Source organism: Noviherbaspirillum soli, from assembly GCF_015352955.1.
Lineage (GTDB): Bacteria > Pseudomonadota > Gammaproteobacteria > Burkholderiales > Burkholderiaceae_D > Noviherbaspirillum_A > Noviherbaspirillum_A soli.
On the sequence record NZ_JACYOX010000004.1, the window covers coordinates 82,219 to 102,896 of the forward strand.

Below are 20,678 nucleotides of genomic sequence, written 5' to 3' on the forward strand. Positions count from 1 at the left end.
GAAGATAAAATCATGTTTGAACGCATCATACGTTTTGCTATTGAACACCGCTGGCTGGTACTCCTGGCCGTGCTCGGGATGGCCGGCTACGGTGTCTATAGCTACCAGAAGCTGCCCATTGACGCTGTGCCAGACATAACCAATGTTCAGGTACAGATTAATACATCGGCTCCAGGTTATTCGCCACTCGAAACCGAGCAGCGGGTCACCTATCCGCTTGAGACAGTCATGTCAGGCCTTCCAAATCTGGAGCAAACCCGGTCACTGTCCCGTTATGGCTTGTCGCAAATTACGGTTATTTTCAAAGACGGCACAGACACTTACTTTGCCCGCCAACTGGTCAATGAACGGCTTCAGGAGGCACGGAGCAGGCTACCGGCAGGTATCTCGCCGTCAATGGGACCCATCTCAACTGGCCTGGGTGAAATTTATCTATGGACCGTCGAGGCGAAGGACGGCGCAAAAAAACCAGACGGTTTGCCTTACACCCCAACCGACCTACGTGAGGTGCAGGACTGGATCATCAAACCTCAATTGCGCAACGTACCGGGCGTCACTGAAATCAATTCTATTGGTGGCTTCTCCAAAGAATTTCTGGTCGCTCCATCGCCACAGAAGCTGGCATCTTTTGGACTGTCTTTACAAAGCATCGTCTCTGCTTTGGACAAAAATAATGGCAATGTCGGAGCCGGTTACATCGAACGTAGAGGTGAACAATATTTGATCCGCGCTCCGGGGCAGGTGCGTTCCCTGGAAGACATCCGAAATATTGTTCTCAGCAATTTCAAAGGTGTGCCGGTACGTATCCGGGATGTCGCTGACGTGGACATTGGTCGGGAGTTGCGAACCGGTGCGGCAACCGAGAATGGTCGGGAGGTTGTACTCGGGACGGTTTTTATGCTGCTCGGAGAGAACAGCCGCAAGGTATCTCAAGCGGTTGACAAAAAAATGGCGGAGATTAATAGGTCATTACCTGAAGGTATTGAAGCCATAACCGTGTATGACCGGACTGTCCTGGTTGACAAAGCGATTCATACGGTTAAAAAGAATTTGGCTGAAGGTGCGGTTCTGGTCATTGTCGTTTTGTTTCTCTTCCTCGGCAACATTCGAGCCGCTCTGATTACAGCAGCCGTGATTCCTCTTGCAATGCTATTCACGTTCACCGGAATGGTGGCAAATCACGTCAGTGCCAACCTGCTCAGCCTTGGCGCATTGGACTTTGGAATTATTATTGATGGTGCAGTCGTCATCGTAGAAAACTGTGTCAGACGACTTGCGCATGCCCAAGCCCATCATCAGCGGCCACTAACGCTTACTGAGCGCTTTCATGAAGTGTTTGCTGCCTCGCAGGAGGCACGCCGCCCCCTTTTATTCGGCCAGTTAATCATCATGATTGTCTACCTGCCGATTTTTGCGTTGACCGGAGTGGAAGGTAAGATGTTTCACCCGATGGCATTTACTGTAGTCATCGCGCTTCTCGGTGCAATGATTTTGTCAGTCACCTTCATTCCCGCAGCCGTGGCTCTCTTTATCGGTAAAAAGGTCGCCGAAAAAGAGAACAGGATGATGCTCTTTGCGAAGCGTCATTATGACTTATTGCTGACACGTGCGATGGTCAATAAGCCGGTCGTCATGACCTTTGCAGTAGTGATGATTGCGCTTTCTGTTTTGATAGGAACACGGCTTGGTAGTGAGTTCGTTCCGAGCCTGAATGAAGGGGATATGGCGATCCAGGCACTGCGTATCCCAGGAACGAGCCTAACGCAATCGGTCTCTATGCAACAACAGATTGAGCGCAGACTGAAGGCGAAATTTCCTGAAATCGACCGTGTTTTTGCACGAACCGGCACTGCTGAAGTGGCTTCCGATCCAATGCCCCCGAATATTTCGGATGGCTACATCATGGTCAAGGCGGAAGATACGTGGCCCGAGCCAAAGAAAACGCGTGATGAGCTTATAAGCGCGATACAGGAAGAGGTAGCGAAGATCCCTGGCAACAACTATGAGTTCAGCCAGCCAATTCAGTTGCGCTTCAACGAACTGATTTCGGGCGTCCGTAGTGACGTTGCAGTGAAGGTGTTTGGTGATGACACTGATGTTCTAAACGACACTGCGGCAAAGATCTCGGCTGTGCTGCAAAAGGTGCCGGGTGCGACAGAAGTTAAAACTGAACAAACTACTGGTCTGCCTATGCTGACCATCAATATCGACCGGGAAAAGACGGCTCGCTATGGGTTCAACGTCAACGACGTGCAGGAAGTCATCGCAACGGCAACTGGTGGTCGGGAAGCGGGAACGCTCTTTCAGGGCGATCGTCGGTTCGACATTGTCGTGCGTCTGCCGGAAAACTTGCGTACTGATCTAGAAGCTTTGAAGCGGCTGCCGTTACCGCTGCCATCGACGTCAGACGTTACTACACGGACCAATTACATTCCTCTGGGTGAAGTCGCGAGTCTGGAACTGGCTCCTGGACCAAACCAGATAAGTCGCGAAAATGGCAAGCGTCGTATTGTGGTTAGCGCCAATGTCCGAGGGAGAGATCTTGGCTCCTTTGTGGCAGAAGCCGAACAGCGTATTAACGAACAGGTCAAGGTCCCGGCAGGATACTGGACGGTGTGGGGAGGGCAGTACGAGAATCTTCAGTCCGCCACCAATCGATTGAAAATCGTCGTCCCAGTTTCCTTGCTTCTGGTCTTCGTGCTGCTGTTTGCGATGTTTAATAACATTAAGGATGGCGTACTGGTCTTTACCGGCATTCCCTTTGCGCTGACGGGCGGCATTGTCGCGCTCTGGTTGCGCGGCATACCGTTGTCAATATCGGCGGCGGTGGGCTTTATTGCATTGTCGGGTGTTGCGGTGCTCAACGGCTTGGTCATGATTTCCTTTATCCGTGGTCTACGGGAACAGGGTCAGTCGGTAAATGAGGCCGTTCATGAAGGGGCACTGACACGTTTGAGGCCCGTGCTCATGACGGCACTTGTTGCATCGCTCGGATTTGTGCCGATGGCACTTGCAACCGGTACTGGCGCGGAAGTACAGCGGCCCCTTGCCACGGTAGTTATTGGCGGCATTCTCTCTTCCACGTTTCTGACGCTGTTGGTTCTGCCTTTGCTTTATCAGATGGCTCACGGTCGTGATCCGGAGGATGTGGTTGAAGGAGCATCAGTGCCAAATGAAAGTAAGGAGGCCGTACCTTTTTGGAAGAAGAAGTTAGCCTGAAATAAACGGCATGAGCAGTCGTAGGCCGTGCTGGCGCGGCCTACGACTGCCAGACCATATTGGATTATTCCTCTCAAAGCGACTTACTGTCCTTGCTGTGCGAAGAGGTCTAGACGTTATCGATAAGGAGAAACTGATGGGCGCAGGACATTCACATTCACATGGGGTATCAGCAGGGCAGAACGAGCGGCCACTTTGGATAGCGTTGTTTATGACGACGGCTTTTCTGATCGCTGAACTTGTTGGCGGCATATTGACTAACAGCCTTGCGCTCATCTCGGATGCCGCTCACATGTTTACCGATACTGCTGCACTGGCAATTTCGTTGACAGCGATCCGCATTGGCCGTAGAGATGCAGATAGCCAGCGTACTTTCGGCTATTACCGCTTCGAGATTCTGGCAGCAGCGTTCAACGCAGTCCTTCTTTTCCTGGTTGCGCTGTACATCTTGTTTGAGGCCTATCAGCGGCTCAAAAATCCGCCGGAAATTCAGTCTGGCGTCATGTTGATCATTGCGGCGCTCGGCCTTGTCATTAACTTGATCAGCATGCGCCTGCTTAGCGCAGGCAAAGACTCCAGCCTCAATGTTAAAGGCGCTTACCTTGAAGTCTGGAGCGATATGCTGGGATCTGTCGGCGTCATCCTTGGTGCATTAATCATTCGCTATACCGGGTGGGCATGGGTTGATTCTGCTGTGGCAGTCGGCATTGGACTGTGGGTTTTACCCCGCACTTGGACCCTGTTAAAGGCCAGCATGCACGTGCTCTTGGAAGGTGTCCCAGAGGACGTTGACGTTGCTGAAGTGAAGGCCGCTATCCTGGCACTGCCTGGCGTGGCCAGCATCCACGACCTTCATGTCTGGTCGATTACAAGCGGAAAGTCCAGCCTGACTGTTCACGTAGTCCGCAGTGGACCTGCCCCGGACTGGCCGACGCTTTTGGCATCCATTCGCAAAATGCTCGCTGACGAATTCAAGATGCACCACACGACAGTTCAATTAGAAGAAACTCCCTGTGAACAAGATAGCAGTACCCATGCTTTCGGCCCGGCATTAGACACACATGGTGAGCACTCTCACCATTCTCACTAAATCATGAGCCAATGTTTAACAGTGGTGGAGGGCAGATGGGGCGCATTCCGCCTCCATTGGCTGTGTATCCGCTCGGTTTTGACTATTTGCAAAGAAATGGGGTGACAGGCTACATCGACCTGCTGCCGCATTAGTAGTGCAATCGATGAAGTTGCAATTTTATTAATCCTAACCTAAAGGAATAATGATGGCTACGACTGAAAAACAAGTAGATCTACAAGCATGTATTGAAGCATGCGAGGAAGCTTTGCACGCGTGCCAGGAATGTGCGGCGGCGGACATACGGGAAGGCGGTGATGCACAGTGTGCACTCATTAACTTGGATTGCGCCGATATGTGTGAAGCCACGCTAAAAGCGCTCGCACGCGGCTCACAGCATCACGGCGACTTCTGTGCGGTGTGTGCTCATCTTTGTCGCATTTGTGCCCAAGCTTGCGCAGCACATGCTGATAAGCATGCTCACTGCAAAAGGTGCCAAGAAGCGTGCGAAGCGTGCGCAGCGGCTTGTGATGAACACGCAAGCGAGCGGGATGTATGAGGCGACACCCGTGGTCTTTCGTTCAACAAATCTTAATATAACGAAAGCATAGAGTTCAGTTAGCAAAAAGTGGTGGCAGCAGAAATCTTGCCATCACTTTTTGCCTGACTATCCGGCATAGTTGTCGTCAGGAGACTCTAATGAGATCATCGCTTATAGCCATTTCATCACTGTTTTTCTCACTGTCTGCGTGTCAAGAGAAAAACAAGCCGCTCGTGCTGGACGGGAAGTAGAAAGGCGAATTTTCGTTAAGTGCCTTTTCAGAAATGACGGTGCAGTGCAGGAATTGGCTTAGCCTTTCTATGTTTTAACTGGGATGCCGGATGCCCCACGTGGTAATTTATTAACAATCGGGACAGATACATTTCCTCGAAGAAGACGCAGCCCGTTAAACACGACAATAAGGCTCGCACCCATATCAGCAAATACGGCCATCCAGAGGGTGGCTGCGCCCAGAAGCGCGAGCGCAAGAAACACTGCTTTGATGCTCAGAGCAATGACGATATTTTGTCGAAGAATCCGGGCAGCCTTGGCGCTTAACTGGATGAAGTGTGGGATTTTTCCTAAATCGTCATCCATCAGCGCTACGTCTGCTGTTTCCAGAGCAGTGTCGGTACCCGCCGCTCCCATTGCAAAACCGATGCTCGCCTTCGCAAGTGCCGGAGCATCGTTGATTCCATCACCCACCATGCCGACCGTTCCATGCTGTTCTATTGCGTCACTGACGACGGCAAGCTTGTCTTCAGGAAGCAGGTTCCCGCGTGCGTCATCAATGCCAACATTATCGGCAATTGCTCGTGCCGTAAGCGCATTGTCCCCTGTAAGCATCAAGGTGCGCACACCAAGGGCGTGCAATTGAGCGATTGCTTGTCGGCTGGTCTCTCGAACAGTATCGGCGACGGCGATGACGGCCAGCGGCGTATGTTCATTACAAATGACGACAGCCGTTTTCCCCTCTGCCTCGAAGTTATGCAAAGCAGCCTCTGTCGCTGCATTGCAAATGCCGAGTTCCTCGACCAAGCGGTGGTTTCCCAGGTAGTACCATTGAGCGGCGATACGGCCTTTCACACCTCGCCCAGTGATGGCTTCGAAGTCGGTTACCTCAGCAAGACCGGCCGTTTCATTATTTGCTTTCCAATACGTTACTACAGCCGTAGAAACGGGATGATCTGATCGAGACGCTAGTGTTGCTGCCAAGCATAATCCCGAATCTGATTCAGCGGACAAAGGAAAAATGTCTGTTACGGTCGGCCGGCCCATGGTGATAGTGCCAGTTTTATCCAATGCCAAGACCTTGAGCTTATGTCCCTGCTCCAGATACACACCCCCCTTGATCAAGATCCCTGCCTTTGCTGCGGCGGCAAGACCACTGACGACAGTGACTGGTGTTGCGATCACCAAGGCACAAGGACACGCGATAACCAACAATACAAGCGCCTTGTAGATCCAGTCCATCCAAGGCAAGCCAAATGCCAGGGGAGGGACGACAGCAACAGCCAACGCCGCGAAAAAGACAATCGGCGTATAGAGGGAGGCGAACCGATCGACAAATCGTTGCGTCGGTGCCTTGCTTCCTTGGGCTTCCTCTACCGCACGAATAATGCGCGACAGGGTGGAATCGGTTTGTGCGGCCGAAACACGATAATCGAAGGAACCAGTTTCATTGATTGTGCCGGCAAATACTTTGTCGCCTACGGATTTTAAAACAGGCATGCTTTCGCCTGTAATTGGCGCTTGATTGACCGATGATTGTCCACTTACTAACTGACCGTCAAGAGGGATACGCTCTCCGGGACCGATCCTCACAGTCATTCCTACCTTTACCGCCGACGCTCGCATTTCCTGCCAGGATCCATCCGCCTGAAGGATGCTCGCGACGTCCGGTGTCAAAGCCATCAGTCCGCGAATCGCGTTGCGTGCACGGTCGAGCGACAGCGCTTCAATCATTTCAGCGATGGTGAACAAAACCATAACCATCGCGGCTTCTGGCCACTGTTGAATGAGAATCGCGCCTGTGACGGCAATTGTCATTAGTGCATTGATATTGAGACTGCGATTGCTCAACGCGACCCAGCCCTTTTTATATGTTTCGGTGCCACTGATTACGATTGCAAACAGCGCCAATGCAATCACCGGCCAGGAATTTTCGTTCCCTGTAGTCCATGCGATAACCTCGGCTATTAGCGCCGCAACGCCGCCGACCGAAACCATCCACCATTTTTTACGCGAGATAACTGGTAAAGGCTCCTGCGTTGCAGCCTTATCTGCCGGTGAGTTATCAGTTTCAAGCACAGCCTTCATCCCAATAGATTCCAATGCCGACTGGATGGATGCTGGGTGGTCCAACGTGTGGTTGACCGTCAGTTTGCGTTGCATCAGGTTGAAATCGAGACCAGTGATACCCTTCATCGGAGACAGCTTATTCCGGATGAGCGCTTCCTCGGTTGGACAATCCATGTTTTGGATTGAAAATACCGCTTGCATCTCGCCCGCCCCTGACGCCTTGCTCTCAACGATCGCATCCATACCCAGAGACGCCACAGCGTCGACGATCGCTTCCGGATCCGGAGAATGGTGGTGCACGGTAAGCCGACGCTGCATCAGATTGAAGTCAAGGCGATCGACACTAGGCATACTTGCAAGCTTTTTACGAATCAGACCTTCCTCTGTTGGGCAGTCCATTTTCTCAATGCGCATGACAAGTTGCTGTGATGACGGTAAGGCATCATCAGGTTCGTTTGCTGCCGCCATTGGCGAGCAAGAACAGCATGAATCGGTTGGTCTGGAAGTCATAATTTTCCTTGAGAAGCGTATATTGTCTATTAGAGACCCTGTAGTGGGTACAGAGTCAAGAGCGTTTTTCAGTTGAAAGGAAAATTTATGAAAATCAATATGAAAATTGGTGAATTAGCCACCCGCACTGGTTGTTTGGTGGAAACAGTCCGTTTTTATGAGAGAGAAGGGTTACTTCCTACTGCAGCAAGAACTTCGGCTAACTACCGGGTTTATAACGAGGTTCATGTTGAAAGACTTTTGTTCATTCGCCATTGTCGGTCGCTCGATATGGCATTGGACGAAATACGTTCTTTGCTGACGTTCCGAGATGCTCCTGAAAGCGATTGCGGCGAGGTTAATCAAGTGTTAGATAAACACATCACTCATGTAGCCCAACGGATTGGTGACTTAAAAGCGCTTCAGAAGCAATTGAAAGAATTACGCAGCCTTTGCAACACGACTCAGGCAAGTAAGGACTGCAAAATTCTTAAAAAGTTAACAGACATGGACGAAGTAAGTCCGAGAAATCTTGGTACACACAGCGGTGGTTGCCATTAGCCATAGTGACACGGCCACATTGCTATAAAGATTTTGTTACTAGTGGCAATGCATCGGTTGCAGATTAGAATTGGTGTTGTTCGAGCCTCATGCAGTTAACAAAATGAAACCCTTGATTCTTCGGCTGTATGTTTATACAGTATGCATACTGTTCTATATTGGGTTGAATCATGAATCTGTGGAAGCTGGATAGTCAAACTATTTACTCGGCGGTCCCGAATGACTTCCCGCGTCCTGAATCCCCAGATAATCCCCCGGTTTTTGCGGAAGGAAACTACTTTCCGTGTTCACCAATTGAGCTTTTTGAAACATGGCAGATATGTGTGGACTTGGCTTTTGACTTGTCAAAGGAATGTTTTGATCAGAAGTGGATCCGTACCCCGCTATTAAGTGAAGGTGAGATCCTTCGATTCCACTTTGCCAAGTTGGCTCAATCAGGATGGGGAACGGATGAGCAAGTTATTTGGATTATTAAACGCGTTGCTCATATATTGAATTGGCAGTTGCCGACCGATATTGGAAAGGTAAGGAATATATAAATCTATACGATATTAACCTGGAAAAAAATTTTCAGCATGCTATGCAAGTAGATGTCGGGTTTTATGACCTTTGATCCGAATGCCTAGAACACATTTTTCCGATAATCTGAACATTTACTGTTGAGCGCTTAAAAAACCGACTTTGTGGTCGGCTGTTTTCAACTGTGAAATCCATTCTTCTCGTAGGAAGTTTTCTTGCTGTCCTATCTCTATCCGCCGATCCATATTTTACGCCAGCGTGGTGAAGTGACATACCGGCATAACTCACCTCTGAAGGATAAAAAAACTTCGAAACCCATTAGACACAGGGATATGATCGCAACGGCAGCCTGAACCCGCATGCACGCCACCAAGGTTGCTGTCCCGGCTCCAATCGCGACAAGGTCATATTGCTTGGGCACGCTCCATTTCCTTTCTGCTCGATGGTTTATCGAGTACCCGCGTCGGCAGCCTTGGGCTATGTCACCCGCAGCAACTGCGCTGCTCCTGAATGGGCGGGCACTTGACCGAGCCATAGGAGCAATACACGCAGCAATCCCCGGCTTTCGGGCGCAAGAGGGCCTTGCAGTTGCTGCATTCATAGTAGAACTGGCAGGAATCCGTTGGCATGGTCTCCGGCTTGGCAAAGCCGCAGCGCGGACAGGTCAGTGTCGATTCAAGTGTAGCGGTCGTCATACCAGTCACTTCCGAGGAGTAGAGGGGAACCCGGCATTGGTCGTTGCCTTGATCAGATCGGCAATGGCGGTCTTGTCGGTGTCATAGGTCACAGTTGCTATCTTAGTGACGTAATCAACCTTGGCATCTTTGACGCCCGGCACATTGCCCAGCGCCTTCTTTACCGTAACGCTGCACAGCGAGCAGGTCATGTTCTGCAACTCAAGCGCTGTGGTGGTGGCTGTTGCCGCGAAGGCGCTCGTGATGGGTAAGAGTCCTACGGCGATAAGTTTGGTGATAGAGCGCATGGAACTTCCTTTACAAGAACAATGGGGCGACTGTGGGCACCAGCAGGAGGCAAAGCGCCAGTACAACTATCACCCAAAAGAGGATGCGCTGACGCTGCGCTATGGCTGGCGTAGCGCACGCGGCACCGGGCACACATGCTGCTCGGACCTGGTACAGCCGGCGATAGGCCAAGCCAAAGGCCAGAAGTGCGACACCGATGAAGATAGGGCGATACGGCTCTAGGGCAGTCAGATTGCCGACCCACGCCCCGCCAATGCCCAGCGCCAGCAACACCAGCGGCCCGACGCAGCAGACCGACGCGCCAATTGCCGCAAACACCCCCGCAAGAAGCGGTCCTTTTGAGTTTAGATTTTCCATCCCGGACTCCGATTGCCCACGTTGCGGATAGTATATATTCCGTACTTAGGTACGGAATCAAGCGATTTTTGGATAAAACACAGACGGGAACATTGCAATGCTGACAATTGGGCAGGTAGCCAAACAAGCCAACGTGAATATTGAGACAATCCGCTATTACCAACGCCGTGGGCTTTTGCCCGAACCAGTAAAGCCCCTCGGTGGGCATCGGCGGTATTCCGATGAAGATGTGAGCCGGCTACAGTTCATCAAGCGCGCCCAAGTGCTTGGTTTTACGTTGGAGGAAATCGAGAACCTGTTACGACTGGACCAAGCGGTCTGCTGCAACAAGACACACGATTTGGCCGTGCATAAATTGGCTATCATCGAAGGCAAGATTGCGGATCTGCTGAAGATGCGGGAAGTGCTGTCAGGATTAGTGAACCAGTGCGAAGCTGGAAACCGGGAGGGAGACTGCCCAATAATCAATTCGCTAGTACAAGGGCAGTAGTACATCGTTTCAACGGCGTTATTGGCATCCACTCGAAGTCGGAAACGGTAGAAACGGCTCCCGTTGCACCTCACAAGCAGAGTTGGATTTGCGGTCCATGAGTCGACAGCCTCGATTGTTTCTACCTTGTCGTAGGAGCCGTCGGTCAGCGGTAGAGCAAAAGTAAAGTTCGGCTTTCGCGCTCACCGTCCGCTCCTGGCAGATCGCAGACGATCAAGCAGGGTGAAATTTCGATCAAATTGACACTTGATGTCAGATGAAGTCAAAGTTATTACAAATAAAAATATGAAAAAGCAGTTCACATAACTTCTCACCTTGGATTTTGCGTGTTTTTGCAATCATTTCTGGCTAGTTTCCAACAAGCTGCCACAACAATTAGGATTCTGATTAACCCCTGTTCTGCGATTTTAGACTTGGTAAAAACCGCTGGGCGACCCTGCGCGGAGGTACGCGACTATCTGGGAACGTTGTAGCCCTGACTCTCAAACCGGCCTTGGCTATAAGTTGTTGTGGGCAGTGTAAGATGATAGAGGTTGCCTCATCCGACCGGTCGCTGCTCTGTTTTTTCTCTACCCCAAGTTAGGCCGAGCAACTGTGTAGGAGAAAAGGTTGTGCACTACCGCCAGAGACGTCCTGTGCAGCGCTTTCGTTATCATGTTTATTGCGTTTTTAATATTATAAAACCGGAATTTTTCAGAAGGTTAGGGCACTTTTCTGCTTTCATAAGGAAACCCCTAAACACGCAATTAGAAAAAATCCTTCGGGACGCAAGATTTTCTTACCCCGTGCTTTTTTATGTCGCATCAAATCATGGGTCGAACTCTTGCGCTCTGAATCGGTCAGCAGTCCCAAACCCATAATGCACAAAAAAGCACATAAAAATGTAAATCCATTCTGAATAACTATTTGATTTTATTAAATAAACAATCCAATTTTGCATCACAGTTGCATCATACGTCTGAAGCTCTGCCGACGATAAAACTAATAGCACACGAAGTATTCTTGCCTCGGTCGGGATAAGTATCGCGGCATGCAAAAATATTCGTTTATTTACAGTAAAAAATGAGTAAAAAAACTGAAGGGTTCTTTTCAATTGGACTTAAAGAGTGGCGCGAAGCCTGTGCACTTGGGCTAAACCCAGCCGTGGCATTCTTGGTATTGGCTTGCGGGACTGATGGAAGTAATCGTGAAACCAACTGGTCTGCTAACTCTGTCGAGACGTATGGAGGGATAAAAAGCCAACGTGCCACAGTAGCAATTGCAATGCTTGTAGATGCGGGTCTTGTTAAAAGTGATGGAAACAATTCACGGCCTCACTATACGCTCACGATGTCAGAAGATGTTATCTGGCTGCCAAACAGCATAGTGAAAGGGTTGGTGGATCAGCGAGTAGGTGAAAGGAAGAAGTCAGCAGTTAAAGCGATCCGTGAAGCGCAAGATGTTCAACTGCTACGCCTGTACGTAGAGCTTTATTATTCGCAGCATCTTGCTGCCGATGGTGGGCTCTCGCGATCTGTATTTTATTTAGAATTTAACAAGACCAAACATGCTTCTTATGGCGAATTTGTTTTTTTGGGGTTTAGTCGGACGGCACACTACACTGCCTGGAAAAGCGAATTGGATTTTCTTCACGATGCTGACGTATTGAGTGGTGTAGCCGAGGAAGGCGGGAATCCGGCTGACGCCTTTTTTCCGAGGATGGATATCCTCCGCAGTCTTGGTTTACTGGAACTGTCAGCTTGTCTGTTCGAGTCAAACGGCAAGGATGCTGAAATTTTGTTCCCGGTGGATGGTCCTGAAAAAAGCGAGGCAGAGATCAAGCGTCTCGCAGACCAAGCGGCTGAGGCGGTTTTGCCAGATTGGAAATTAATAAATTCTGATTTTGATTATCTAGTCCCCGTGTATAGGCACCAAGAAAAAGCACAGCTTTATGGCATTTACCGGTTATTCCATCGCCCACATACTCAACTTACGAAGGCCTGGTGGGCCGACCTTCATGAAAAAATAACGAACGGGGTGGAGCAAATTAACAAGGTTTTGGCTTCTTAATTTAACGGTTCTAGGAAATTTAGCTGATACAGTTGATCGGCAAAGCTGCGTCGTGGAGGATGCCAACAAGGCTACATCGAATTTTCATGCTATGCACAAGGAGCGATCTAGCCTATGAAAAGCCTCTCCTAAGTGCTGGCAGCATTGTGAATATTTTAAGTAATCCAAGATAAATACAATCTGAAATAACGGAAAAAATAATTGAGATGAGGGCTTGAAAATCGACTTTCTGACATCAAGGTTTATCAAAGTAAATCAAGGCTAAGTCAAGGCTAAATCAAGGCCTTTTCAAAGAGATATCAAAGTTTGTACGAACACGTGCATTAGCTGCTTTTGGATCCTGGCTACTGAAATACATCTGATTACCGGCAAGGAAATCTACGTTGTATGGGTTGAATAGTTCGAAGGGCTTTGGCTGTGCGAAGGTCAACGTGCCAATCGATACCGGAAAAGATCCTGTCAGCGGAAAACAGGGCAGAGGGGGCTATTGTCGAGTAGGCCATATTAAGACATAAGCCAGTGCTGAGTAATAAATTGAACAAATTTTCGATCTGGTCGTCACACTGCTTGACCTTCCGGTCGTTGGAAGGTCTATCTTCAAGGTACAGACTTTGGAGGTTTTATGGATATTGCAGTTAAATCAAGTAGCCAGTTGAGGGAGCAGAGCTTCAAAATTGAAGGTATGACGTGCGCGTCATGCGTGGCTCGCGTTGAGAAAGCGTTAAAAGCTGTACCAGGTGTCGAGACCGTATCGGTAAATCTCGCGACGGAGAAGGCCACCGTACGTGCAGAAGCAGGTACTGAGTTCCAGGCGTTGTCTTCGGCGGTCGCAAAAGCCGGCTACGACGTTGCGACCGATGCCATCTCCTTGTCTATAGCGGGAATGACCTGCGCGTCGTGTGTGACACGGGTGGAAAAGGCTCTCAAGAAGGTGCCTGGTGTAATTGACGCGTCGGTAAATCTAGCGACAGAAAGGGCGCAAATCAAAACGGCTGGCGTCACACCTGAAACCTTGATTGCTGCGATCGAGAAGGCTGGATATGACGCCTCGATACCGGTCGAAGAAGCGTCACAGAAAGAAGGTGAAGCGAAGGCGACACTATCAACCTGGTGGCCAGTTGCACTTGCTGCTTTGTTCAGTATTCCTCTTGTCGTGCCTATGCTTGGCATGCCATTCGGGTATGAGTGGGCATTGCCAGGTTGGCTTCAGTTGGTATTGGCTACCCCTGTGCAGTTCTGGCTAGGTGCTAGATTCTACAAAGCTGGCTGGAAAGCACTGATGGCCCGGTCCGGGAATATGGACCTGTTGGTGGCTATTGGTACTAGCGCTGCGTACGGTTTGTCCGTTTATTTGCTGTTTACACATGGTTCGGGTGGACTGCATCACCTGTACTTTGAATCGTCGGCTGTTGTCATTACGCTTGTCCTCCTTGGGAAGTGGCTTGAGGCGCGTGCAAAGTATCAGACAGTAGCCGCTCTTCGAGCTTTGGAGTCGCTGCGTCCTACTAGAGCGACGGTACGTCGTGCTGGTCAGGATGCGGAAGTGCAAATTGCACAAGTTCGCGTCGGAGATACCGTGATAGTACGCCCTGGAGAGCGCGTGCCGGTGGACGGCGTTATCACTGAAGGAAGCAGCCATCTTGATGAGTCGTTACTGACGGGTGAGAGCCTGCCAGTGGCGAAAACAATAGGGGACACAGTGACGGGTGGTGCTGTCAATGCAGATGGGCTTTTGATACTGACTGCAACGGCTGTAGGAAGCGCCACAATGCTTTCGCAGATCATCCGAATGGTCGAGGATGCCCAAGCGGTCAAAGCGCCAATACAGCGCCTTGTGGACGCTGTGAGCGCGGTTTTCGTGCCGGTGGTCTTGCTTATATCTCTTGCCACGCTGGTCGGGTGGGGTTTGGCAACCGGAGACTGGCAACAAGCGCTGCTGAATGCTGTCGCGGTTCAGGTCATTGCATGCCCATGTGCGCTTGGATTGGCTACGCCAACTTCGATCATGGCAGGCACAGGAGTTGCCGCCAAATATGGCATTTTGATCAAGGACGCTGAGGCGCTTGAAACCGCACATGCCGTGAACGTCGTTGCATTTGACAAGACGGGTACGCTCACCGAAGGAAAGCCAGCCGTGGTGGCTATTGAGGCTGCTGCACAGTCAACAGGGCGCGTACTGGAGTTGGCGAGGGCAGTACAGCAGTACAGTGATCACCCTCTGGCAAAAGCGGTCGAGAACGAGGCTGTAAGTCATGGCGTGGCATTAAAATCTGGCTCCCAGGCGAAAGCGCTTCCAGGGCGCGGCGTTCAAGCGCAGATCGATGGCGCAACGGTGTATCTCGGTAATAAGAGAATGCTGGATGAAATTGGTGTGGTGGTGGGAGGAATGGAGGACGTCGCGGCAAAGCATGAACAAGCAGGGCGCACAGTGTCTTGGCTGGCGGTCAAAACGCCGGAGTCCTTGGAATTGGCCGGCTTGATTGCGTTTGGCGACACCTTGAAGCCATCAGCAAAGTCCGCTGTTCAACGTCTGCGAGACATTGGTGTTTCGTCGGTCATGCTTACTGGAGATAATGCAGGTAGTGCCAAGGCTATTGCGTCTCAGGTCGGGATTACGGACTTCAGAGCAGAAGTGCTGCCAGCAGACAAAGCACGGGTTGTAGGTGAGCTTAAACAGGGAGGCAAAACAGTTGCAATGGTTGGCGACGGTATAAATGATGCCCCTGCGCTGGCTTCGGCCGACGTTGGTATTGCAATGTCCACCGGTACCGACGTAGCCATGCATACCGCAGGGGTAACCTTGATGCGGGGTGACCCAACTTTGGTTGCAGACGCAATCGAGATTTCAAAACGCACCTATCGAAAAATCCAACAAAATCTTGGCTGGGCGTTCATCTACAACGTGGTGGGCATACCCTTAGCTGCGCTTGGATATTTGAATCCTATTATCGCGGGTGCTGCCATGGCGCTCAGCAGTGTTAGCGTTGTATCGAATTCACTGCTTTTGCGTCGTTGGAAACCGGCAAAGAGTATAGGGAGGAAAGTATGAACATTGGACAGGCTGCTGAAGCTTCTGGCGTGAACGCAAAAATGATTCGGTACTACGAGAGTATCGGACTTGTTTCCGAGGCCAGCCGAACAGAATCGGGATATCGACAGTACAACGAGAAGGACATTCAGGCACTTCGTTTCATCAAGCGCAGCCGAGAACTCGGTTTTTCCATCGAGCGCATCAAGACTTTGCTCGCTCTCTGGGATGACCGAGGTCGTAAGAGCGCCGATGTGAAAAAACTGGCCCGGCTATATATCGAGGAGCTTGACCAGGATATTCAAAAGCTCCAGTCGATTCGTGACCAGTTAGAGCACTTGGCGAGCCATTGCAGGGGAGATCACCGACCTGATTGTCCAATTCTTGACGACTTGGCTATCGAACATCACCATCATTAGAGTCGTTGTTGGCATAAAAGTAACTATTTAGTGCCAGTCAAACGGATACTAAACGTAATAGAGTTCGGCTGAGCACGGAAAACATCTGTTATTTTTATATAAATCGCCGGGGAAATCGTTTTTACCGAAAAGTGGTTGCTTATCTGCCATAATTAGATATGGCCATTTGCTGAACTATAAAGGCGGGTTGCGAAGCAGCAGCCAAATCCCAAGGTGAGCTTGGTAACTTTTGGAGGTACATATGTGCCTTATAAAGGAAGTGCTCAACGAGGTTTGCGCTTGGGAATGGTTTCAAGGTATTGGGGCTTAATACAGATGGTTCTTGGATGATTTTCGTGATAATTTCTTAAAAGCTGAAACTATGAATTACTTTTACTCCTCCAAAATTGATAAGCAGCCCAGTTCTTTGAATGGCCAAAGTCGTTCGCAGCGTGCTGTGCCCATGCTCAGCAAGCAGGAAGAAGACTTTCTTTTTAAAATCGGCGAAGGCAATCATTTTTCCTTGGAAAAAGCGGTAGAGCTTTATTCTTCTCACTCTCTGGTTCATCATCAGGCTGAACAATCTCAGCCTAAATGACAAAAGTCACTCTTACCGCCAGCTTCGGTAATCAGAGGGAGCGGGCAGGCAATCCAGCCGAGCCAGTGTCCTAAGACGATCAGAGGCTTCCATTCTAGCTGGATGAGTCGGCCTTTGGCCTCATACCCATCCCAAGGTTGAACGAACCGAAGAACACCGTAGTTGGGCTAGCTTTTCCTTGTCCTCTGGATCGTTATGAGTTGGGATTGGTATCGCAGGCTGAGACTGCTTATACATGTGCCAGTTCAGTGGGTGAACGGTCGGGGCGCACCAGGAAGTTCAGGAGTCTTCAGCGCTCATAGGCATCTAAAGGTTGGTGGCAAATTCATTTAGCACTCTACCCATAAATTCACGGCATTGTTACCTTGCTTTGGTTTTGCGGTATCGAAACCACTGATGCAAAGCCACCGCCCGACGTACGGAAGTTAGTTGTTTGGCCTTGATACATGCGAGCAGCGAGCAACTGAACGTGTCCTTGATATACATAATTGCGGATATCTACTTTAAATGGACCGTTTGCGTCGCCATAATGTGTGTGCCTCTCGCTCGGCGAAACAAAATGTTGAGCAACGTAATCGCCAGCCAAAATATCGTTCCAAGCACGTTTGGTAAGTTTGTCGCCGCGATAAACGGCCTTGCCTGCGAACCCTGAGACCGGTTTGAAAAATAGTTTGCGACGCGCCTTCCAGAGACGGTTCGCATTACAGGGCGTTACAGTTTCGGTTTTCGGAATACCCGTTGCAAGAATATCAATCCAGGGAGCCTCGATACCAAGCGAACGTAAAGAATCTGGGTCGGAAAGAATTGCGAGATTGCGTTTGTTGGCGTACAGGGCATGTGCACGAGGGTGCGGCGTTACAACCACGGCGTCTGCAAAATAAGCGTCGCGCAGGGCAGTGCTCTCCGGCTCATCAAAGTAGAAGTCCGTCAGGCGGTTATAAACGAGATCAAGCCGTTTACCTCGGCAGACAATTATTCCGTTTTTGAACTCTAGTTCTTTTAAATCTGCAATTACGACGCTGATGCCATACTTCTCCAGCAAACCCTGAAACAACAGAAATTCAGGATACAAATACTGCTGTACTGGATTATTGTCGACGATGGCAACCGTTCGAAGTGGAAAATTTCGAGAAGCAAGTTCCCACTCGCATAAGAACATGTCAACGAACGCTTGGTCGGAAAAGCGGCGCTGAGGCAGCGGCGGTACCATCGTTTGCACTGGCGTACACAATGCACGCTGGGCTCTTATGAGAGCGCTATTTAAAAGTGCTCCACCCGCATTCGTATTGATTTCGATAAGTTTTGGTCCATCCGCTGACAGATGAAAGTCGTAGCCGAAGAAAACACCTTGGGCCTTCACCTTATGGTGTGCAATTTCTGGCGCATCACTGAGTACATGCTGGCGGTATGCAGGCACGCCGACGACATGCTCGACAGCCCCGATGATGGCCGTCATCTTTTTAACATCGCTTGAATTTACAAAAACAGGGTGGGCCGAAAAAAGGCCTGGCCGGTCTTCCTGAAGCTTTTCCAATGCATCGGGCGTGAAGGCGTTATCTTTCAATTCTCGGATTAGGGCATCGCGATCGACGCCCCCACAAAAACAACTTTTATTGAGTTGGTCGACGGCAGAGGGAGTAGAGCCAGACGCTACTTCACAATTAGCTAGCATATTGACTTGTAGGCCGAGAAATCGAGAGCAGGAGCAGACAAATGCAATACTTGGTAAATCTGTGCATCCACCGGTAGTGCCTCTGGTAGCGCCGTCCATAGTGCAAACCGAATGATTTCCCATGTTGCAGGATCAAGTCCAATGTAGCCAGAGTGATGGTTTGGAAGTTCAGCCCACCGGCGGTGCTGGGCATACTCGATACGACGAACTTCCGCAAATTCTGCATCTGCAGGCACGTTTACCGTTTCCTTGGTAGCAAGCAGTGGAGTGGCCGTTTTAGCCAAACCCGTGGAAAAATACACGGGTATCCAAGATTTGATCGTCGGACGCCCAAATGCCTGGGTTAGTGCTGAGAATTTATCACTCGCGATAAACGCGGTCATCGCCTGCGGATAGTTCCAAATGTAAAAAGGGGCGTAAGTGTTTTGATGTGCTCCGTCTTTTCCCTTTTCCGAAATTAGAAACGCTTTTTCAAACAGTCCGTCAAGTTTGTCAAACTGAGCACCTCGCTCCATAACGCGTGCTCGAATTGTGGTCATGTCATAATCCTCGGGAAAGGTAAATATGTATTGCATCGCTAACATGTGCTGTTCCTTAAATTATCTGTTTGCGTCAATGTTTTCCAAGCAGGGTCTGGGCCAGTGCTATGTAGACGCCATTCAGATTGCTGTCGTCGCCATTTCGGCGTGCAAAAATCTCAAGCGCTCGTAGTAGATGCTCCGCAACCTCCAAATCACCCTGATCGCAAGCGTGCTCGAATACTTCTAACACCTCCTGATCCAAGGTCCGTCTGCTTGTCCTACCAGGATAACCGGTACGTTTCATAGTGTTGGTTCACGGTATAAAGCTAAGCAGCCAAAGCTGGCACGAGAAAAAACACAGTATTTAAAAGGTATAGCCCGGACCCTACTAGCAGCAGCCCGCCTGCAACGTCCAGCGCATGTTGATATTTTGAAAATATTAAAAATTTATCGAGTAGTTGCACGGCCCAGGCACCTAATGCGATTGGAATGGAGCGACCAATTGCAAACCCAAGCAGAAGAATGGCACCTAGCAGCGGCGAGCCGATACCAGCGACGATACCAAGCATAACAATCAGGACAGGCGTGCACACTGGGCAGACTGCCACTGCAAAGGGAATCCCCAAGATGAAAGCTCCCCAAGGACCTGTTGCAGATTTTCCCCGGAAAGACGCAGCGGGAAGGGGGACGCGTACCCATCCAGCCCAGATCAGTCCGAGGAAAATCAGTAGCGGCCCCAAGACTACGCCCCAGTAGCGGCCAAGAAGATTTATTACCCAGCGTCCCCCATATCCGGCAATCACGCCAAGGGCAATATGAGTAACGATCAAACCAGTAATGAACATGCCGCCAAAAAGAAGTGCAGTCCGTTTTTCCCTTGCTCTTGTGACATATGCAAGCGACACTGGAATTGCAGCGATGGCGACCGGGTTGATACTGAAGGCTAATCCGGCCAGCAAGCCTATGCCGGCAGAAGCGTATCCTGCTTGCTCAATACTCTGACGCAGCGAGTCAATGTCCATGAAACGGTTGGTGCTCAAGCCGCTGTTGTAGTGCTTTTGCCAGTTGGGCCGGGGTAGGCAACGAAGCGAATACGACCTCTTTATCAATTGCCAATGCGGGCAACGTTAAAATCCCAAGCTCGACAGCATAGTCGAGTTCCTTTAGGGCGTTGACTTCTCGCCAGGAGACGCCCGGTGCGCTGCGTTCGGCGGCAGCTTTCAACTCATCGCGTGCCGCTGCGCACTTGCGGCATCCCTCAGTAAAAAACAGTTCAACGATCATGGCTTTTTTCCACTTTTGGCTTCTTCGAGGGCGGCCAAAATGGCACACTCGCCCACCGGGATAGCGTCACCAGCGCAGTTGCTAATCATGATGTCGAGTGCTTTTGACATGGTTTTCAGCGCTTTGATGCGCGCTTCAATTTGGAGCTTCTTTTCAACGGCTAGACGGCGCACATCGCTACAGCAGGCTGTTGTGTGCTCACGCAGTTCTAATAGCTCACGAATTTCGGCCAGCGTAAAACCGCAGGCTTGCGCATGTTTGATGAAATGAATACGTTGCGCTGAATCTTCTCCGTATAGCCTATAGCCGGCTCGCGTGACTGATGCAGGGCGTACCAATCCCTCCCTTTCGTAATACCGAAGAGAGTCTGTAGAAATTTCTGCGATGGCAGCAAGTTTTCCGATGGTCAACATATACGCTTGCTCTGCTAAAACCATAGTCTAAACCTTAGAGTAGAATCCAAAGTCAAGGATTATTTTCAATCTCGCTTCAGGCATATTTAAATGTGTAATTGAGCCGTAATCCACGACGCTGTCGGCAAGCATAGCCAAGACATCTAAACACTTCAGCCAATCTGCGCCAGTTATTCCAATTAGCAG

Annotated in this window: 19 protein-coding genes; 9 read left to right on the forward strand and 10 right to left on the reverse strand. The window is 50.1% G+C overall.

Features of this window, described 5'->3' with window-relative positions; translation table 11 throughout:
- Positions 1-12 precede the first annotated feature (12 nt).
- Both IGW04_RS05865 and IGW04_RS05870 read left to right on the forward strand, forming a co-directional pair.
- A complete protein-coding gene (locus IGW04_RS05865) occupies positions 13-3,219 on the forward strand; it encodes a CusA/CzcA family heavy metal efflux RND transporter (protein ID WP_194712119.1) in 3,207 nt (1,068 codons plus the stop codon).
- A gap of 136 nt (positions 3,220-3,355) precedes the next feature.
- Positions 3,356-4,309 (forward strand): cation diffusion facilitator family transporter, encoded by a 954-nt coding sequence (locus IGW04_RS05870; RefSeq protein WP_194712120.1) that lies wholly within the window; start codon positions 3,356-3,358, stop codon positions 4,307-4,309.
- 838 nt (positions 4,310-5,147) lie between these two features.
- Here the strand turns inward: IGW04_RS05870 and IGW04_RS05875 are convergent.
- Positions 5,148-7,640: a cation-translocating P-type ATPase gene (locus IGW04_RS05875; RefSeq protein WP_194712121.1), complete on the reverse strand. Its 2,493-nt coding sequence runs from the start codon at positions 7,638-7,640 to the stop codon at positions 5,148-5,150.
- Between the two features lie 87 nt (positions 7,641-7,727).
- Here IGW04_RS05875 and cadR point away from each other — a divergent pair, with 87 nt between their 5' ends.
- Positions 7,728-8,180 (forward strand): Cd(II)/Pb(II)-responsive transcriptional regulator, encoded by a 453-nt coding sequence (gene cadR, locus IGW04_RS05880; protein WP_323744818.1) that lies wholly within the window; start codon positions 7,728-7,730, stop codon positions 8,178-8,180.
- 170 nt (positions 8,181-8,350) lie between these two features.
- Positions 8,351-8,719 carry a hypothetical protein gene (locus IGW04_RS05885; protein ID WP_194712122.1) on the forward strand — a complete coding sequence of 123 codons (369 nt, stop codon included), beginning with the start codon at positions 8,351-8,353 and terminating at the stop codon, positions 8,717-8,719.
- 462 nt (positions 8,720-9,181) lie between these two features.
- Here IGW04_RS05885 and IGW04_RS25605 read toward each other — a convergent pair whose 3' ends face one another.
- The 3 genes from IGW04_RS25605 to IGW04_RS05895 are packed head-to-tail and all read right to left on the reverse strand — an operon-like array spanning position 9,182 to position 10,039.
- Positions 9,182-9,394, reverse strand: coding sequence for a GDCCVxC domain-containing (seleno)protein (locus IGW04_RS25605; RefSeq protein ID WP_228526884.1), 213 nt, complete (start codon positions 9,392-9,394; stop codon positions 9,182-9,184).
- Positions 9,395-9,399: 5 nt separating this feature from the next.
- Positions 9,400-9,681 carry a heavy-metal-associated domain-containing protein gene (locus IGW04_RS05890; protein WP_194712123.1) on the reverse strand — a complete coding sequence of 94 codons (282 nt, stop codon included), beginning with the start codon at positions 9,679-9,681 and terminating at the stop codon, positions 9,400-9,402.
- A 10-nt stretch (positions 9,682-9,691) separates the two neighbouring features.
- The gene (locus tag IGW04_RS05895) at positions 9,692-10,039 is read right to left on the reverse strand and encodes a mercuric transporter MerT family protein (RefSeq protein WP_194712124.1); all 348 of its coding nucleotides are present in this window, start codon (positions 10,037-10,039) and stop codon (positions 9,692-9,694) included.
- Positions 10,040-10,136: 97 nt separating this feature from the next.
- Between IGW04_RS05895 and merR the strand changes: the two genes are divergently transcribed.
- The 5 genes from merR to IGW04_RS05920 all read left to right on the forward strand — a co-directional run bounded on the left by merR (position 10,137) and on the right by IGW04_RS05920 (position 16,602).
- Complete coding sequence (merR, locus tag IGW04_RS05900; protein ID WP_194712125.1) at positions 10,137-10,529, forward strand: Hg(II)-responsive transcriptional regulator; 393 nt, start codon at positions 10,137-10,139, stop codon at positions 10,527-10,529.
- A gap of 1,062 nt (positions 10,530-11,591) precedes the next feature.
- Positions 11,592-12,578 carry a hypothetical protein gene (locus tag IGW04_RS05905; RefSeq protein WP_194712126.1) on the forward strand — a complete coding sequence of 329 codons (987 nt, stop codon included), beginning with the start codon at positions 11,592-11,594 and terminating at the stop codon, positions 12,576-12,578.
- A gap of 622 nt (positions 12,579-13,200) precedes the next feature.
- Positions 13,201-15,627 carry a heavy metal translocating P-type ATPase gene (locus IGW04_RS05910; RefSeq protein WP_194712127.1) on the forward strand — a complete coding sequence of 809 codons (2,427 nt, stop codon included), beginning with the start codon at positions 13,201-13,203 and terminating at the stop codon, positions 15,625-15,627.
- Entirely contained in the window at positions 15,624-16,025 is a 402-nt protein-coding gene (gene cueR, locus IGW04_RS05915; protein WP_194712128.1) for a Cu(I)-responsive transcriptional regulator, read from the forward strand. The genes IGW04_RS05910 and cueR overlap by 4 nt, the downstream gene beginning before the upstream one ends.
- A 322-nt stretch (positions 16,026-16,347) precedes the next feature.
- Positions 16,348-16,602, forward strand: a complete 255-nt coding sequence (locus IGW04_RS05920) for a hypothetical protein (protein WP_194712129.1) — start codon at positions 16,348-16,350, stop codon at positions 16,600-16,602.
- Between the two features lie 349 nt (positions 16,603-16,951).
- On the opposite strand, the gene IGW04_RS05925 is transcribed toward IGW04_RS05920, so the two are convergent.
- The 6 genes from IGW04_RS05925 to IGW04_RS05950 all read right to left on the reverse strand — a co-directional run bounded on the left by IGW04_RS05925 (position 16,952) and on the right by IGW04_RS05950 (position 20,492).
- A complete protein-coding gene (locus tag IGW04_RS05925) occupies positions 16,952-18,166 on the reverse strand; it encodes an ATP-grasp domain-containing protein (RefSeq protein ID WP_228526885.1) in 1,215 nt (404 codons plus the stop codon).
- Positions 18,167-18,267: 101 nt separating this feature from the next.
- Positions 18,268-18,858, reverse strand: a complete 591-nt coding sequence (locus IGW04_RS05930; RefSeq protein ID WP_194712131.1) for a DUF4865 family protein — start codon at positions 18,856-18,858, stop codon at positions 18,268-18,270.
- 28 nt (positions 18,859-18,886) lie between these two features.
- Complete coding sequence (locus tag IGW04_RS05935; RefSeq protein ID WP_194712132.1) at positions 18,887-19,057, reverse strand: hypothetical protein; 171 nt, start codon at positions 19,055-19,057, stop codon at positions 18,887-18,889.
- Positions 19,058-19,121: 64 nt separating this feature from the next.
- Positions 19,122-19,835, reverse strand: a complete 714-nt coding sequence (locus IGW04_RS05940; RefSeq protein ID WP_228526886.1) for a cytochrome c biogenesis CcdA family protein — start codon at positions 19,833-19,835, stop codon at positions 19,122-19,124.
- Positions 19,807-20,079: a glutaredoxin family protein gene (locus IGW04_RS05945; RefSeq protein ID WP_194712133.1), complete on the reverse strand. Its 273-nt coding sequence runs from the start codon at positions 20,077-20,079 to the stop codon at positions 19,807-19,809. Before IGW04_RS05945 ends, IGW04_RS05940 begins: the two co-directional genes overlap by 29 nt.
- Entirely contained in the window at positions 20,076-20,492 is a 417-nt protein-coding gene (locus tag IGW04_RS05950) for a heavy metal-responsive transcriptional regulator (RefSeq protein ID WP_194712134.1), read from the reverse strand. The genes IGW04_RS05945 and IGW04_RS05950 overlap by 4 nt, the downstream gene beginning before the upstream one ends.
- Between the last annotated feature and the right edge of the window lie 186 nt (positions 20,493-20,678).